Source organism: Xenophilus sp., from assembly GCF_044462705.1.
Classification (GTDB): Bacteria; Pseudomonadota; Gammaproteobacteria; order Burkholderiales; family Burkholderiaceae_C; genus Xenophilus; species Xenophilus azovorans.
This window is the reverse complement of sequence record NZ_JBIQNC010000005.1, coordinates 61,007-75,853: the sequence shown is the minus strand read 5'-3', so window position 1 is coordinate 75,853 and position 14,847 is coordinate 61,007. Positions and strand designations below refer to the sequence as shown.

At 69.2% G+C, this 14,847-nt stretch carries 14 protein-coding genes and 1 pseudogene; 2 read left to right on the top strand and 13 right to left on the bottom strand.

Features of this window, described 5'->3' with window-relative positions; genetic code table 11:
• Positions 1 to 1,210: ATP-dependent zinc metalloprotease FtsH (gene ftsH / locus ACIY1X_RS02295; protein WP_399677685.1), on the bottom strand; the 1,210-nt coding region annotated here is incomplete at its 3' end.
• 161 nt (positions 1,211 to 1,371) lie between these two features.
• Positions 1,372 to 2,031 carry an RlmE family RNA methyltransferase gene (locus ACIY1X_RS02290; RefSeq protein ID WP_399677684.1) on the bottom strand — a complete coding sequence of 220 codons (660 nt, stop codon included), beginning with the start codon at positions 2,029 to 2,031 and terminating at the stop codon, positions 1,372 to 1,374.
• Positions 2,032 to 2,052: 21 nt separating this feature from the next.
• Between ACIY1X_RS02290 and ACIY1X_RS02285 the strand changes: the two genes are divergently transcribed.
• Entirely contained in the window at positions 2,053 to 2,523 is a 471-nt protein-coding gene (locus ACIY1X_RS02285; RefSeq protein ID WP_038209238.1) for a YhbY family RNA-binding protein, read from the top strand.
• A 31-nt stretch (positions 2,524 to 2,554) separates the two neighbouring features.
• Positions 2,555 to 3,277, top strand: coding sequence for a glycosyltransferase (locus tag ACIY1X_RS02280; protein ID WP_399677692.1), 723 nt, complete (start codon positions 2,555 to 2,557; stop codon positions 3,275 to 3,277).
• Between the two features lie 10 nt (positions 3,278 to 3,287).
• Here ACIY1X_RS02280 and ACIY1X_RS02275 read toward each other — a convergent pair.
• The 11 genes and pseudogenes from ACIY1X_RS02275 to lpxD form a co-directional block, all read right to left on the bottom strand.
• Positions 3,288 to 4,172 (bottom strand): annotated as a pseudogene (locus ACIY1X_RS02275) (Kdo hydroxylase family protein).
• Between the two features lie 2 nt (positions 4,173 to 4,174).
• On the bottom strand, positions 4,175 to 4,585 hold the full coding sequence (locus ACIY1X_RS02270) for a DUF4149 domain-containing protein (RefSeq protein ID WP_399677683.1): 411 nt from the start codon (positions 4,583 to 4,585) through the stop codon (positions 4,175 to 4,177).
• Complete coding sequence (gene greA, locus ACIY1X_RS02265) at positions 4,582 to 5,061, bottom strand: transcription elongation factor GreA (RefSeq protein ID WP_038210366.1); 480 nt, start codon at positions 5,059 to 5,061, stop codon at positions 4,582 to 4,584. The genes ACIY1X_RS02270 and greA overlap by 4 nt, the downstream gene beginning before the upstream one ends.
• Before the next feature lie 160 nt (positions 5,062 to 5,221).
• Positions 5,222 to 8,446, bottom strand: a complete 3,225-nt coding sequence (gene carB, locus ACIY1X_RS02260) for a carbamoyl-phosphate synthase large subunit (protein ID WP_399677682.1) — start codon at positions 8,444 to 8,446, stop codon at positions 5,222 to 5,224.
• Positions 8,439 to 9,641, bottom strand: a complete 1,203-nt coding sequence (carA, locus tag ACIY1X_RS02255) for a glutamine-hydrolyzing carbamoyl-phosphate synthase small subunit (protein WP_399677680.1) — start codon at positions 9,639 to 9,641, stop codon at positions 8,439 to 8,441. Before carA ends, carB begins: the two co-directional genes overlap by 8 nt.
• Positions 9,642 to 9,802: 161 nt before the next feature.
• The gene (locus ACIY1X_RS02250) at positions 9,803 to 10,591 is read right to left on the bottom strand and encodes a TrmH family RNA methyltransferase (RefSeq protein WP_399677678.1); all 789 of its coding nucleotides are present in this window, start codon (positions 10,589 to 10,591) and stop codon (positions 9,803 to 9,805) included.
• Positions 10,588 to 11,286, bottom strand: a complete 699-nt coding sequence (gene rnhB / locus ACIY1X_RS02245) for a ribonuclease HII (protein WP_399677676.1) — start codon at positions 11,284 to 11,286, stop codon at positions 10,588 to 10,590. Before rnhB ends, ACIY1X_RS02250 begins: the two co-directional genes overlap by 4 nt.
• Positions 11,258 to 12,397, bottom strand: coding sequence for a lipid-A-disaccharide synthase (gene lpxB / locus ACIY1X_RS02240; RefSeq protein WP_399677674.1), 1,140 nt, complete (start codon positions 12,395 to 12,397; stop codon positions 11,258 to 11,260). The genes rnhB and lpxB overlap by 29 nt, the downstream gene beginning before the upstream one ends.
• Before the next feature lie 104 nt (positions 12,398 to 12,501).
• A complete protein-coding gene (gene lpxA / locus ACIY1X_RS02235; RefSeq protein ID WP_399677672.1) occupies positions 12,502 to 13,290 on the bottom strand; it encodes an acyl-ACP--UDP-N-acetylglucosamine O-acyltransferase in 789 nt (262 codons plus the stop codon).
• 10 nt (positions 13,291 to 13,300) lie between these two features.
• The gene (fabZ, locus tag ACIY1X_RS02230) at positions 13,301 to 13,759 is read right to left on the bottom strand and encodes a 3-hydroxyacyl-ACP dehydratase FabZ (protein ID WP_399677670.1); all 459 of its coding nucleotides are present in this window, start codon (positions 13,757 to 13,759) and stop codon (positions 13,301 to 13,303) included.
• Positions 13,756 to 14,745, bottom strand: coding sequence for a UDP-3-O-(3-hydroxymyristoyl)glucosamine N-acyltransferase (lpxD, locus tag ACIY1X_RS02225; protein ID WP_399677668.1), 990 nt, complete (start codon positions 14,743 to 14,745; stop codon positions 13,756 to 13,758). Before lpxD ends, fabZ begins: the two co-directional genes overlap by 4 nt.
• Positions 14,746 to 14,847: the final 102 nt, after the last annotated feature.

Genomic DNA, 14,847 nt, shown 5'->3' with positions numbered 1-14,847 from the left:
CCATGAAGATCTTGTCCTTGGCCTTCTCGAAGTCCTGCATCTCGACCACGCGCGCGTTGCGGCGGGCAGCCATCAGCGCGGCCTCGTTGCACAGGTTGGCCAGGTCGGCACCGCTCATGCCGGGCGTGCCGCGGGCGATGATGCTGGCGTTGACGTCCTGCCCCATCGGGATCTTGCGCATGTGCACGTTCAGGATCTGCTCGCGGCCGCGGATGTCGGGCAGCGTGACGTAGACCTGCCGGTCGAAGCGGCCGGGGCGCAGCAGGGCGGCGTCGAGGATGTCGGGGCGGTTGGTGGCCGCGACCACGATCACGCCGAGATTGGTCTCGAAGCCGTCCATCTCCACGAGCATCTGGTTCAGCGTCTGCTCGCGCTCGTCGTTGCCGCCGCCCAGGCCGGCGCCGCGCTGGCGGCCCACCGCGTCGATCTCGTCGATGAAGATGATGCAGGGCGCGTTCTTCTTGGCGTTCTCGAACATGTCGCGCACGCGGGCCGCGCCCACGCCGACGAACATCTCGACGAAGTCGGAGCCCGAGATGCTGAAGAACGGCACCTTCGCCTCGCCGGCGATGGACTTGGCCAGCAGCGTCTTGCCGGTACCCGGCGGACCGACCAGCAGCAGGCCGCGCGGGATGCGCCCGCCCAGCTTCTGGAACTTCTGCGGGTCCTTCAGGAAGTCGACGACTTCCTTCACCTCCTCCTTGGCCTCGTCGCAGCCGGCGACGTCGGCGAAGGTGACGGTGTTGTTGTTCTCGTCGAGCATGCGCGCCTTGCTCTTGCCGAAGCTGAAGGCGCCGCCCTTGCCGCCGCCCTGCATCTGGCGCATGAAGTAGACCCACACGCCGATCAGCAGCAGCATCGGGCCCCAGCTCACCAGCAGCGTCATCAGCAGCGAGCCCTCTTCGCGCGGCTTGACGTCGAACTTGACGTTGTGGTCGATCAGGTCGCCCACCATGCCGCGGTCCAGCACGGTCGCGTTGGTGCGGATCTTGCGATCGTCGGTGGTGATGGCGGTGATCTCGCCGCCCGAGAGGCCCTCGGGGATGACGGCGCTCTTGATCTGGTTGCTGCGCACCTGCTCCAGGAATTCGGAGTAGCTCACCGTGTTGGAGCCGAGCGCGCCGCGGGTGTCGAACTGCTTGAACACAGTGAACAACACCATCGCGATGACCAGCCAGACGGCGACCTTGGAAAACCACTGATTGTTCAAACGAAGCTCCAGTCGATGTCGGGCGCATGGGGCACGCCCGGGACAAGTCAGTTGCGTGTCATTCTAGGCTTTTCAAGCTGCGAAAAGCCGTGATTTCCCTATGGCAGCCATAGGGCGGACGCGGGTTTGCGGACTTTGCCGGCGCGCGGCGCGAAGAGGTATCAAACCGTGTCGGAAGTCGGCTTGGGGCTGATGCCGACGAGGAAGGTTTCGGCAGACCGGTCGCGCGAGGCCTTGGGCTTGAAGGTTTTCACTTGGCGGAAACTGGCGCGGAACAGGCGGACCAGTTCGTCATAAGCGCCGCCGTGGAAGACCTTGGCCACCAGCGCCCCCTGCGGACGCAGGTGATGGACCGCGAAATCCACCGCCAGTTCCACCAGGTGCGCGATGCGGGCCGCATCGGCCGAACTCACGCCGGACAGGTTGGGCGCCATGTCCGACACCACCACGTCCACCGGCCGGCCGGCCAGCGCCTCCTTGAGCTGAGCCAGGACCGCTTCCTCACGGAAGTCGCCGTGCAGGAAGGTCACGCCCTCGATCGGCTCCATCGGCAGGATGTCCACCGCCACGATGGCGCCCTGGAGCGCGCCAGCCGGCGCCAGGCGGCGGCGCACGTACTGGCTCCAGGCGCCGGGCGTGGAGCCCAGGTCCACCACCACCTGCCCGGAGCGGATCAGGCCGAGGGCCTCGTCGATCTCCTTGAGCTTGTAGGCGGCGCGGGCACGGTAGCCCTCCTTCTGCGCCAGCTTCACCCACGGGTCGTTGACGTGGTCGTTCAGCCAAGCCTTGTTGACCTTCTTGCTTTGGGTCTGGATCTTCATAGCCGACTCGATAATACGGGGATGCCCGCCATTTCCCTGACTCCCGCGCAGCGCAAGCTCCACCGCGCCGATGCGCACCACCTCGACCCGATCGTGATGATCGGCAGCGACGGGCTCACCCCCGCCGTGCGCAAGGAGGCCGACGCGGCCCTCAAGGCGCACGGCCTGATCAAGATCCGCGTCTTCTCCGACGACCGCACGGCGCGCGAGGCCATGCTGGCGGAACTGGCCGACAGCCTCGGCGCCGCCCCCATCCAGCACATCGGCAAGCTGCTGGTGCTGTGGCGCCCCATCCCGCCCAAGGAACGTGCGGCCGACGAGGACCGCAGGCCCGGCCCCAAGGACGTGAAGGTGGTCAAGCCGGCCAAGCGCGGCGGCCAGCGGCCCGAGATCAAGACGCTGCGCGTGCTGGGCAACCAGCGGCTCACGCCGGGCGGGCTGGTCAAGCGCGCCAAGCCGAAGCAGAAGTCCGTCAAGAAGCGCCAGGGCTGAGGTGCCTGTGAGCCAGCGCCACGTCCTGTGCATGAAGTGGGGCACCAAGTACGGCCCCCATTACGTCAACCGTCTCTACGGCATGGTGCGCCGGCACCTGTCGGGCGACTTCGACTTCGTCTGCCTGACCGACGACGCGAACGGCATCCGGCCCGAGGTGCGGTGCCTGCCGATCCCGCCGCTGAACATCGAGCTGGCACCCGGCCAGCGCGATGGCGCCTGGAAGAAGCTCACCACCTTCGAGGCCGACCTGCACGGCCTTTCGGGCACCGCCCTCTTCCTCGACCTGGACGTGGTGGTGGTCGGCCCGCTGGACGATTTCTTCACCCAGCCCGGCGAGTTCCTCATCATCCACGACTACCCGCGCTTCTGGCGCTTCGGCGAACGGATCGTGGGCAATTCCTCGGTGTACCGCTTCGAGATCGGCGCGCATGCCGACGTGCTGGAGCACTTCCGTGCCCACACCGAGGCGATGCGCGCCAAGTACCGCAACGAGCAGGACTACCTCTCCCACTACCTGCATGCGCAGGGCAAGCTCGCGTACTGGCCGGCGGCGTGGTGCCCCAGTTTCAAGTACCACGGCATCCCGGCGTGGCCGACCAACTACTGGAAGCCGCCCTTCATCCCGAAGGACGCGCGGATCGTGATCTTCCACGGCGAGTGCAACCCGCCCGATGCGCTGGAAGGCAAGCGCAACAAGCGTTTCGCGCACATCGAGCCTGCCACCTGGGTGGCGGAGCACTGGAAGGAATAGCGCCCCGGACTCAGACGCCCCGGGCCTCGACCAGGGGGCGGCCGGTCAGCCGCTGCAGGATCGCCAGCGGGCTGGCCGACGGGTCGTACTCGCAGCCCGGCGGCAGGTACAGCGTCTGCTCCATCATGTACTGGCCCGACATGACGGCGTGCGAGGTCTGGTCGGAGAAGCACACCCAGGTGGAGCCGGCCGGGAACGGCATGGTCTCCTGCGGCGAGCGCTGCTGGTAGTCCATGTCCCCCTTCATGCCGTCGTGCAGTTGCAGCATCAGGTGGTCGTACTCGCTGCGGAAGGACTTGGTCACATGCAGCGCCTGCAGGGCCTTCGCCTGCCAGCGCACGTAGGGCTTGGCCCTGGGCAGGAAGGTGCGCGCCACCGCTTAGAACGGCTCGCCCACCCGCCACACGCGCGGCGCGCCGTCGGGGTTCACGTTGGTGAAGACGCGCAGGATGCGCTCGCCGTAGTTCGGCCGCGAGGGAAAGGAATCGACGTGCAGCCGCCGGTCGTCGGCGCGCCAGGACTGGCTGCGCGTCTCCACCTGCGAGGGCCGGTAGCTGGTGGGCGCCGGGCGCAGCGCGGGCACATAGTGCGGCAGCAGGCCGGCGATGAGCGCGTTCGCCTGTTCGCGGAAACGCCCGATCATCCGCGCCAGCGCCGTCTGGGTCGCCGCGTCGCCGGCGGCGCCCTTCAGGGCGCCATCGACGTTCAGGCTGATGTTGCGCGACTTGGGGTCGCGGATGTCCGGCCGCAGTAAGGCCTTTTCCTCGGGCAGGAACTCGAAGCGCAGGCGCGGGAAGAACAGCACCTTGCCCGCTTCCAGCCCCGCCGTCCACTCCGGCCGGCCGGCCACGCCCTGCCACTGGTCGGCGTCGATCTCGATGATCTGCGATTCCATGCTCATCCTCGCGGCCGGCCGAGGCGCCAGAGGAAGGCGCCGGCGCACAGCCATTGCAGAAGATACATCCCGCTGCCCACGCCGTGCCACAGCCGCAGGTTCTCGCGGGCCACGATGCGCGGAGCGACGCCGTACTCGAGCAGCAGCGCCAGCAGCAGCCCGGCCAGCAGGAACATCAGCCCCGGCGGCGCCGAGGCGCCGGGCCCCGCATCGCGCCGCGTGGTGGCGAGCAGGAGCACCAGCACGCAGCCCACCGAGACCCAGCTCTGCGCCGTGAACAGCCTCGCCGCCATCTGGCCGGCCATGGCCGGCGTGGCCAGGTGGGCGAACAGCATCGGCACCACCAGGAAGCCGATGGCCGTCAGGCTGCCCCACCACAGGGCCGCGGCCAGCAGGGCGGCGCGCTGCTTCACTGGTAGCTGACGGCGACGATCTCGTAGCGCTTCTCGCCGCCGGGTGCCTGCACCACGGCGGTGTCGCCCTCCTCCTTGCCGATCAGCGCGCGGGCGATCGGGCTGGAGACATTGATCAGGCCCTGCTTCAGGTCGGCCTCGTCCTCGCCGACGATCTGGTACTTCACGGCCTCGCCGGAGCTTTCCTCTTCCAGTTCCACGGTGGCGCCGAAGACCACCTTGCCGCCGGCGTCGAGTTCGCTCGGGTCGATGACCTGCGCCACCGACAGCTTGCCCTCGATCTCCTGGATGCGGCCCTCGATGAAGCCCTGGCGGTCCTTGGCCGCGTCGTAGTCGGCGTTCTCGCTCAGGTCGCCCTGGGCGCGCGCCTCGGCGATGGCGTTGATCACCGCCGGACGCTCCACCGTCTTGAGGCGGTGCAGTTCCTCGCGCAGCTTCTCGGCACCGCGCTTGGTGATGGGAAGGGTCGTGGCCATGTCAGCAATCTCCGTCGTTGTGCGGACCCGCACCGCCTGACAGGCAGGGCGGCGGGCCGTCATCAAAAGCAAAACCGCCGGGCGTTGCCGCCTGGCGGTGTCGAATTGGGTCCATTATGCCGCGCCGGCCGGCCGCATCAAGCGGCCGGCGGCGGCAGCCTCAGGCCGCGAGTTCGGCGTGCATCTCCTGGACGGAAATCACGCCCAGGTCGTTCATGTCCTGCATGCCCTCCACCGCCGCCTCGGCGCCGAAGATGGTGGTGATGGTCGTCACCCGCGCCAGCAGCGCAGAGGTGCGGATGGCGCGCGAGTCGGCGATCGCGTTGCGGCGTTCTTCAACGGTGTTGATGACCAGGGCGATCTCGTTGTTCTTGAGCATGTCCACGATGTGCGGACGCCCCTCGGTCACCTTGTTGACCACCGCGCACGGCAGGCCCGCCGCCTGGATGGCCGCGGCCGTGCCCTTGGTGGCGATCAGTTCGAAGCCCAGCTTGACCAGGCCGCGCGCGCACTCGACGGCACGGGCCTTGTCGTTGTTCTTCACCGAGATGAAGACCTTGCCCGACTTCGGCAGGATGGTGCCCGCGCCGAGCTGGCTCTTGACGAAGGCCTCGCCGAAGGTCTTGCCCACGCCCATCACCTCGCCGGTGGACTTCATCTCGGGGCCGAGGATGGTGTCCACGCCCGGGAACTTGACGAAGGGGAACACCGCCTCCTTGACGCTGAAGTACGGCGGCGTCACCTCCTTGGTGATGCCCTGCGCGGCCAGCGACTGGCCGGCCATGCAGCGCGCCGCCACCTTGGCCAGCTGGATGCCGGTGGCCTTGCTGACGTAGGGCACGGTGCGCGAGGCGCGCGGGTTGACCTCCAGCACGTAGATCACGTCCTGGCCGTCCTTTTCCTGGATGGCGAACTGCACGTTCATCAGGCCGACCACGTTCAGCGCCTTGGCCATCGCGGCGCTCTGGCGCTTCAGCTCGGCCACCGTCTCGGCCTTCAGGCTGTAGGGCGGCAGCGAGCAGGCGGAGTCGCCCGAGTGCACGCCGGCCTGCTCGATGTGCTCCATCACGCCGCCGATCAGCACCTGGCCCTCGGCGTCGCGGATGCAGTCCACGTCGCACTCCACCGCGTCGTTGAGGAAGCGGTCGAGCAGCACCGGCGAGTCGTTGCTCACCTTGACGGCCTCGCGCATGTAGCGCTCCAGATCGCGCTGCTCGTGCACGATCTCCATGGCGCGGCCGCCCAGCACGTAGCTGGGGCGCACCACCAGCGGGTAGCCCAGCGCGGCGGCCTTCTCCAGCGCCTCGGCCTCGGTGCGCGCGGTGGCGTTGGGCGGCTGGCGCAGGCCCAGGTCGTTGAGCAGCTTCTGGAAGCGCTCGCGGTCTTCCGCCGCGTCGATCATGTCGGGGCTGGTGCCGATGATCGGCACGCCGTTGGCCTCCAGGTCGAGCGCCAGCTTCAGCGGCGTCTGGCCGCCGTACTGCACGATCACGCCGGTCGGCTTCTCCTTGTCGACGATCTCCAGCACGTCTTCCAGCGTCAGCGGCTCGAAGTACAGGCGGTCGGAGGTGTCGTAGTCGGTCGAGACCGTCTCCGGGTTGCAGTTGACCATGATGGTCTCGTAGCCGTCCTCGCGCATCGCCAGCGCGGCGTGCACGCAGCAGTAGTCGAACTCGATGCCCTGGCCGATGCGATTGGGGCCGCCGCCGAGCACCATGATCTTCTTCTTCGCGGTCGGCTCGGCCTCGCACTCCTCGTCGTAGGTGGAGTACATGTAGGCGGTGTTGGTGGCGAACTCGGCCGCGCAGGTGTCGACGCGCTTGTAGACCGGGCGCACGCCCAGGGCGCGGCGCTTCTCGCGCACCGCCGTGTCGGTGGTCTTGAGCTGCCTGGCCAGGCGGCGGTCGGAAAAACCCTTCTGCTTGAGCAGGCGCAGCGTGTCGGCGTCGATGTCGTCGAGCGTCTTCGTTTCCAGCTCGAGCTCGATCTTCACGATCTCCTCGATCTGCACCAGGAACCAGCGGTCGATCTTGGTCAGGTCGAACACCTCGTCCACCGTCATGCCCTGGGCGAAGGCGTCGCCCACGTACCAGATGCGCTCGGGGCCGGGCTCGCCGAGTTCCTTCTCCAGCACCTCGCGGTCCTGGGTCTTCTCGTTCATGCCGTCCACGCCGACTTCCAGGCCGCGCAGCGCCTTCTGGAAGCTTTCCTGGAAGGTGCGGCCCATCGCCATCACCTCGCCCACCGACTTCATCTGCGTCGTCAGGCGCGAATCGGCCGCGGGGAACTTCTCGAAGGCGAAGCGCGGGATCTTGGTGACGACGTAGTCGATGCTGGGCTCGAAGCTGGCCGGCGTGGCGCCGCCGGTGATGTCATTGCGCAGTTCGTCGAGTGTGTAGCCCACCGCCAGCTTGGCCGCCACCTTGGCGATCGGGAAGCCGGTGGCCTTGGAGGCCAGCGCCGACGAACGCGATACGCGCGGGTTCATTTCGATCACGATCATCCGGCCGTCCTTCGGGTTGACCGAGAACTGCACGTTGGAGCCGCCGGTGTCGACGCCGATCTCGCGCAGCACCGCCAGCGAGGCGTTGCGCATGATCTGGTATTCCTTGTCGGTGAGCGTCTGCGCCGGCGCCACCGTGATCGAGTCGCCGGTGTGCACGCCCATCGGGTCCAGGTTCTCGATCGAGCAGACGATGATGCAGTTGTCCGCCTTGTCGCGGACCACTTCCATCTCGTACTCCTTCCAGCCGAGCAGCGATTCCTCGATCAGCAGTTCGTTGGTGGGCGAGGCCTCCAGGCCGCGCTTGCAGATGACCTCGAACTCCTCTGGGTTGTAGGCGATGCCGCCGCCGGTGCCTCCCAGCGTGAAGCTGGGGCGGATGATGGTCGGGAAGCCGACGTTCTTCTGCACCGCCCACGCTTCCTCGAGCGAATGCGCGATGCCCGAGCGCGCCGAGCCCAGCCCGATCTTGGTCATCGCCTCCTTGAACTTCTGGCGGTCCTCGGCCTTGTCGATGGCCTCGGGCGTGGCGCCGATCAGCTCGACGCTGTACTTGTCGAGCACGCCGTTGCGCCACAGGTCGAGCGCGCAGTTCAGCGCCGTCTGGCCGCCCATGGTGGGCAGGATGGCGTCGGGCCGCTCCTTGGCGATGATCTTCTCGACCGTGGGCCAGGTGATCGGTTCGATGTAGGTGACGTCGGCCGTGGCCGGGTCGGTCATGATCGTCGCGGGGTTGCTGTTGATCAGGATGACCTTGTAGCCCTCCTCGCGCAGCGCCTTGCAGGCCTGCACGCCGGAGTAGTCGAACTCGCAGGCCTGGCCGATGACGATGGGGCCGGCGCCGATGATGAGGATGCTCTGGATGTCTGTGCGCTTAGGCATTCACCGCCTCCGCCTTGTGTTGTTGTTCTGCCTTGTGTTTCTCGATGAGCGCGACGAAGCGGTCGAACAGGTAGCCGATGTCGTGCGGGCCGGGCGAGGCCTCCGGGTGGCCCTGGAAGCAGAAGGCCGGTCTGTCCTTGAACTCCAGGCCCTGCAGCGTGCCGTCGAACAGGCTGACGTGGGTGGCGCGCAGCGTCGCCGGCAGCGACTCCATGTGCACCGCGAAGCCGTGGTTCTGGCTGGTGATGCTGACGCGGCCGGTGTCCAGGTCCTTGACCGGATGGTTGGCGCCGTGATGGGTGTGGACCATCTTGAAGGTCTGCGCGCCCGCCGCCAGCGCCATGATCTGGTGGCCCAGGCAGATGCCGAACACCGGGATGCCGGTGTCCACCAGCGTGCGGGTGGCCGCGATGGCGTAGTCGCAGGGCTCCGGGTCGCCGGGGCCGTTGGAAAGGAACACCCCGTCCGGCTTAAGCCGGAGCACGTCGGCCGCGGGCGTCTGGGCCGGCACCACGGTGATGCGCGCGCCGCGCTGGGCCAGCATGCGCAGGATGTTGCGCTTCACGCCGAAGTCGTAGGCCACGACGTGGAAGCGCGGCGTGATCTGCACGCCGTAGCCGGCGCCCAGCTTCCACTCCGTCTCGGTCCACTCGTAGGCCTGACGGGTCGACACCACCTTGGCCAGGTCCAGCCCGGCCATGGAAGGCGCGGCCTGGGCGGCGGCGATGGCTTCGTCGATGCGCACCTGGGTCGGCTGCTCGCCTGCGGCCAGGCCGACGATGGCGCCGTTCTGCGCGCCCTTGGTGCGCAGGTGGCGTGTCAGCTTGCGCGTGTCGACGCCGGCGATGGCGACCGTGCCGTTGGCGATCAGGTACTCGCTGAGCGTGGCCGTCTTGCGGAAGTTGGAGGCGATGAGCGGCAGGTCCTTGACGATCAGTCCGGCCGCCTGGACCTTGTCGGCCTCGACGTCCTCGAGGTTGACGCCGTAGTTGCCGATGTGCGGATAGGTCAGCGTGACGATCTGCTGCAGGTAGCTCGGATCGGTCAGGATTTCCTGGTAGCCGGTGATGGCGGTGTTGAACACCACTTCGCCGACGGTCGTGCCGGCCGCGCCGATGGAGGTACCGAGGAAGACCGTGCCGTCGGCAAGCGCCAGGATGGCGCGGGGGAAGGTGCCCTGGAGGGACAAAAGCACTGGGTTCTCCGAAACTGGATGACGCCCAAAGCGAACCCAAGGTGCCTGGCGGTCAGGCGAGGGGTTGCGGCTTTCGTCGAATGAGTAGGCTACTAACGCAATGAGCGCGCTGTGGGCAGGGTGTGTGCGGGAAAGCCCTTGATTATAGCCCGCGGGCTCCTTCACCCGGGCGAATTCAGGGCTTGCGCCGCGCTCGCGTGCAGGCAGATCGCCGCCGCCGCCGCCACGTTCAGCGACTCCTCCCCGCCCGGCTGGGCGATGCGGATGTGCGCCGCCGCCAGAGCCTGGAGTTCATCGCCCACGCCCTGCCCCTCGTGGCCCATCAACCAGGCGCAGGGATGGGGCAGGCGCGCGGCGTGCAGCCACTGCCCCTGGTGCGAACTGGTCGCCACCGCCGGCACGCCCAGCGCCGCCACGTCGGCCGCCGAGGCGCCCTCGACCAGCCGCAGGCCGAAATGCGCGCCCATGCCGGCGCGCAGCACCTTCGGGCTCCACAGCGCCGCCGTGCCCTTCAGGGCCAGCACCTGGCCGAAGCCGAAGGCCGCCGCGCTGCGCAGAATGGAGCCGACGTTGCCGGCGTCCTGCACGCGGTCGAGCACCACCGTGGCGGCGCCGGCCTGCGGCAGGGGCGCGGGCGGCAGGTCGATCACGAAGCCCATCGGCGCCGGCGACTCCAGTGTGCTCAGCGCCGGCCAGAGCGCGTCGTCGACCACCATCGTCCTGGCGGCGACGCCCGCCCACTGCCCCTGCTGCGCCGCCCAGCACGACGCGGCGAACAACGCCGCCGCCGGCCGGACGCCGCGCTGCAGGGCGGCCCGGCACAGGTGGTCGCCCTCGACCCAGACCCGGCCGGTGCGGCGGTAGGCGCCGGGGTCGCGCAGCAGGCGCCGCAGTTCCTTGAGCAGCGGATTGGCCGCCGACTCGATGCGTACCGGGTCCGGGGCGGTCATGGCGCGGCCCGCACCAGCGTGGCCGTCGCGCCCTCGACCTGCATGACGACCGTGACGCCCGCCTCCGCCGCCGGGCCGCGGGCCAGCGCCTCGGCCACCGGCGAGAAGGAGCGCCGGTGATGCGCGCAGGCGCCGTGGCGCCGCAGCGCCTCCAGGTGCTCCGGCGTGCCGTAGCCCTTGTGGGCCGCGAAGCCATAGTGCGGGAATTCCTCGTGCAGTTGCCGGCACAGCCGGTCGCGGTGCACCTTGGCCAGGATGGAGGCGGCGGAGATGGCCTTGACCAGCGCGTCGCCCTTGACCACCGCCTCGGCCAATACGTCCAGCGGCGGCAGCCGGTTGCCGTCCACCAGCACCTTCACCGGCTTCAGGCGCAGGCCATCGACCGCCCGGCGCATGGCCAGCATCGTGGCCTGCAGGATGTTGTGGGTGTCGATCTCCTGCACGCTGGCCTGCGCGATGGAGCAGCACAGGGCCTTGGCCAGGATCTCCTCGTGCAGCCGCTCGCGCTGCAATGCCGTCAGCACCTTGGAATCGGCCAGACCCTTGATCGGGCGCTGGTCGTCGAGAATCACCGCCGCCGCCACCACCGGGCCGGCCAGCGGGCCGCGGCCGGCCTCGTCCACGCCGGCGACCAGGCCGGGCGCGTCCCAAGGGAGCCGGGTCTGTTCAGCCTTCAAGAACCTTCTGGATCGCATCGGCGCACAGGGTGGGCGTGTCGCGGCGCAATTGCTCGTGCATGGCGGTGAATTGTCTCTCCAGCGCCCGCACCTCGTCGGGCGACTGGAGCCATGCCAGCGTGGCTTCCGCCAGCGCCTCGGGCGTGGCGGCGTCCTGCAGCAGTTCGGGCACCACGAACTCGTTGCACAGGATGTTCGGCAGGCCGACCCAGGGCTGCAGCTGCTGGCGGCGCATCAGCCGCCACGACATGCGGTTCATGTTGTAGGCGATGACCATCGGCCGCTTGAACAGGGCCGCCTCCAGTGTCGCCGTGCCGCTGGCAATGAGCGTCGCGTCGCAGGCGGCGAGCACCGCATGCGACTGGCCGTCCACCATCTGCACCCGGCCGGCCATGCCGCTGGCGGCCAGCATCTGCTGCGCCTCGTCGCGCAGGCTGGGGATCACGGGCATGGCGAAGCGGATGTCCGGCTGCGCTTCGTGCATCAGCGCGGCGGCCGCGAAGAAGCGGGACGCCAGGTAGCGCAGCTCGGAGCGCCGGCTGCCCGGCAGCAGCGCGACCACCGTGCCCTCCTCCGGCAGGCCCAGCGCCCGGCGCGCGGCAGAGCGGTCGGACTGCATCGGGATCACGTTGGCCAGCGGGTGGCCGACGTAGCTGGCCTGCACGCCCTGCCGCTCCAGCAGCGCGGGCTCGAAGGGGAAGATGCACAGCACGTGGTCAGCCGCGGCGCGGATCTTCTCGATGCGTTCCGGGCGCCAGGCCCAGATCGACGGGCAGACGAAGTGCACCGTCTTCATGCCGCGGCTGCGCAGCGCGGCCTCGAGCTCGAGGTTGAAGTCGGGCGCATCGACGCCGATGAACATCGGCGGCCACTCCTGCAGCAGGCGCGCCTTGAGCTTGCGGCGGATGCCGGCGATCTCGGCGTAATGGCGCAGCACTTCGATGTAGCCGCGCACGGCCAGCTTTTCCTGCGGCCACCAGCTCTCGAAGCCGCGGGCCAGCATCTGCGGCCCGCCGATGCCCACGGCCTGCATGCCGGGCCAGCGCGCCTGAAGGCCGTCGAGCAGCAGTCCCGCGAGCAGGTCGCCGGACGCCTCGCCGGCCACCAGTGCGAAACGTCGCGTGTTCATGGCGCCCGGCGGCCGTCGCCGGGCCGCCCCAAGACGTGCCGCGCCTCCCCCTCGGGGGGTGGCGTCGCGCGAGCGCAGCGAGTGCAAAGCCGGGGGGCGGACATTCAGCGCGCGATGCCGCCGACGCTGCTGCCGAGGAAGCCGTCCATCAGCGCCACGTCGTCTGCGGCCTCCGGTGTGGCCTGCGCCAGCGCGCGGATGCCGGCACGCGCCTCGTCGAGCGTGAGGCCCTGGCGGTACAGCAGCTTGTGCATCTCGCGGATCGCCGCCAGCCGGGCGGCGGAGAAGTCGCGCCTGCGCAGGCCCACCAGGTTGACGCCGCGCACCGCCAGCGGATGGCCGTCCACCGTCATGAAGGGCGGCACGTCCTTGTTGACGTGGCTGGCGAAGCCGACCATCGCGTGCGCACCGATGCGCATGCGCTGCAGCACACCCGTCAGGCCGCCGATGGTGGCCCAGTCGCCCACCTGCACGTGGCCGGCCAGGGTGGCGTTGTTGGCCATGGTCGTCTGGTTGCCCACCTGGCAGTCGTGCGCGATGTGCACGTAGGCCATGATCCAGTTGTCGTCGCCGATGCGGGTGGCGCCGGCGTCCTGCACGGTGCCGAGGTTGAAGGTACAGAACTCGCGCACGACGTTGCGGTCGCCGATCACCAGCTCGGTGTCCTCGCCGGCGTGCTTCTTGTCCTGCGGCACCGCGCCCAGCGACGCGAACTGGAAGATGCGATTGTCGCGCCCGATGGTGGTGCGCCCCTCGATCACGCAATGCGCGCCCACACTCGAGCCCGCGCCGATGCGCACCTTGGGGCCGATGACCGCATAGGGGCCGACCTGCACCGAGGCATCGAGCTCGGCGCCCGGATCGACCAGGGCCGTGGGATGGATCCGCGTCATGCGCCTGCGGTCACTGGCTGTCGATGCGCCGCATCGCGCACATCAGCTCCGCCTCGCAGGCCAGTTCGTCCCCCACCCGGGCGCGCCCGCGGAACTTGGAGATGCCGGCCTTCATGCGGTCGATCTCCACCTCCAGCGTGAGCTGGTCGCCCGGCTCCACCGGCCGCTTGAAGCGGGCGCCGTCGATGGCGGCGAAGTAGTAGACGGTGTTCTCGTCGGGCACGATGTCCAGCGACTTGAAGGACAGCAGCGCCGCCGCCTGCGCCATCGCCTCCAGCATCAGCACGCCCGGCATCACCGGCCGGTGCGGGAAGTGGCCGTTGAAGAAGGGCTCGTTCATCGTCACGTTCTTCAAGGCCGTGATGCGCTTGCCCTTCTCCATGTCCAGCACGCGGTCCACCAGCAGGAACGGGTAGCGGTGCGGCAGGAGCTTGAGGATCTGGTGGATGTCCAGCGTGGTGGTCGTCATGGTGCAGCGTCGTTCGCGCCCGCCGATTTCTCGAGGGCCTTGATTCGGTCTCTGAGGGTGTGCAGTTGCCGGAGCGTGGCTGCGTTCCTCTCCCACGCCGCATTGTCGTCGATGGGGAACATGCCGGTGTACTGGCCCGGCTTGAGGATCGAGCGCGTGACCACCGAGGCGGCCGAGATGTGCACGCCGTCGGCCAGCTTCAGGTGGCCCAGCACGATCGCGCCGCCGCCGATGGTGCAGCCGGCGCCGATGTCGGCGCTGCCGGCCACGCCCACGCAGCCGGCCATCGCCGTGTGGCGGCCGACGCGCACGTTGTGGCCGATCTGGATCAGGTTGTCGAGCTTGACGCCGTCCTCGATCACCGTGTCTTCCAGCGCGCCGCGGTCGATGCAGGTGTTGGCGCCGATCTCCACGTCGTCGCCGATGCGCACCGCGCCGAGCTGCTCGATCTTCACCCAGGCGCCCTGGTGCGGCGCCAGGCCGAAGCCGTCGGCGCCGATCACCACGCCGGGATGCAGCAGGCAGCGCTGGCCGACGACGCAGTCCTCGCCCACCGTCACGCGCGACTCGAGCACGGTGCCGGCGCCGATGCGCGCGCCGCGCTCGACCACGCACAGCGCGCCGATGGAGGCGCTGGGGTCGACCTGCGCGCCCTCCTCCACGACGGCGCTCGGATGCACGCCCGGCCGCGGCGGCCGGCCGTGCCGCGCCTTCCACAGCTGCGTCAGGCGGGCGAAGTAGAGGTAGGGGTCGTCCGCGACGATGCAATCGCCGCGCTGGGCCGCCGCCTCGCGCATAGCCGGCGCGACGATGACGCAGCCGGCCCGGGAAGCGGCCAGCTCCTTGCGGTATTTCGGGTGGCTGAGGAAGCTCAGCGCCTCGGGCCCGGCCGCGGCCAGCGGTGCCAGCCGCTCGACGAGGCGTGTGCCATCGCCGTTCAGTTCGCCGCCCAGGGCGGCGACGATCTCATCCAGCCGCAGCGCCACGCCGCCCGCGCATCACTTGCCGCCGCCGTTGCCGGCCTGCGGCGCGTTGAGCGCCCGGATCACCTTGTCGGTGATGTCGTGCTTGGGATTGACGTACACCGC

Excerpts from the sequence above, each read along its gene's own strand:
- lpxB (WP_399677674.1), bottom strand. The coding sequence starts at position 12,397 with ATGAACACGCGACGTTTCGCACTGGTGGCCGGCGAGGCGTCCGGCGAC.
- ACIY1X_RS02285 (WP_038209238.1), top strand. The coding sequence starts at position 2,053 with ATGCCCGCCATTTCCCTGACTCCCGCGCAGCGCAAGCTCCACCGCGCC.
- rnhB (WP_399677676.1), bottom strand. The coding sequence starts at position 11,286 with ATGCGATCCAGAAGGTTCTTGAAGGCTGAACAGACCCGGCTCCCTTGG.
- ACIY1X_RS02290 (WP_399677684.1), bottom strand. The coding sequence starts at position 2,031 with ATGAAGATCCAGACCCAAAGCAAGAAGGTCAACAAGGCTTGGCTGAAC.
- lpxA (WP_399677672.1), bottom strand. The coding sequence starts at position 13,290 with ATGACGCGGATCCATCCCACGGCCCTGGTCGATCCGGGCGCCGAGCTC.
- greA (WP_038210366.1), bottom strand. The coding sequence starts at position 5,061 with ATGGCCACGACCCTTCCCATCACCAAGCGCGGTGCCGAGAAGCTGCGC.
- ACIY1X_RS02280 (WP_399677692.1), top strand. The coding sequence starts at position 2,555 with ATGAAGTGGGGCACCAAGTACGGCCCCCATTACGTCAACCGTCTCTAC.
- fabZ (WP_399677670.1), bottom strand. The coding sequence starts at position 13,759 with ATGACGACCACCACGCTGGACATCCACCAGATCCTCAAGCTCCTGCCG.
- ACIY1X_RS02250 (WP_399677678.1), bottom strand. The coding sequence starts at position 10,591 with ATGACCGCCCCGGACCCGGTACGCATCGAGTCGGCGGCCAATCCGCTG.
- carB (WP_399677682.1), bottom strand. The coding sequence starts at position 8,446 with ATGCCTAAGCGCACAGACATCCAGAGCATCCTCATCATCGGCGCCGGC.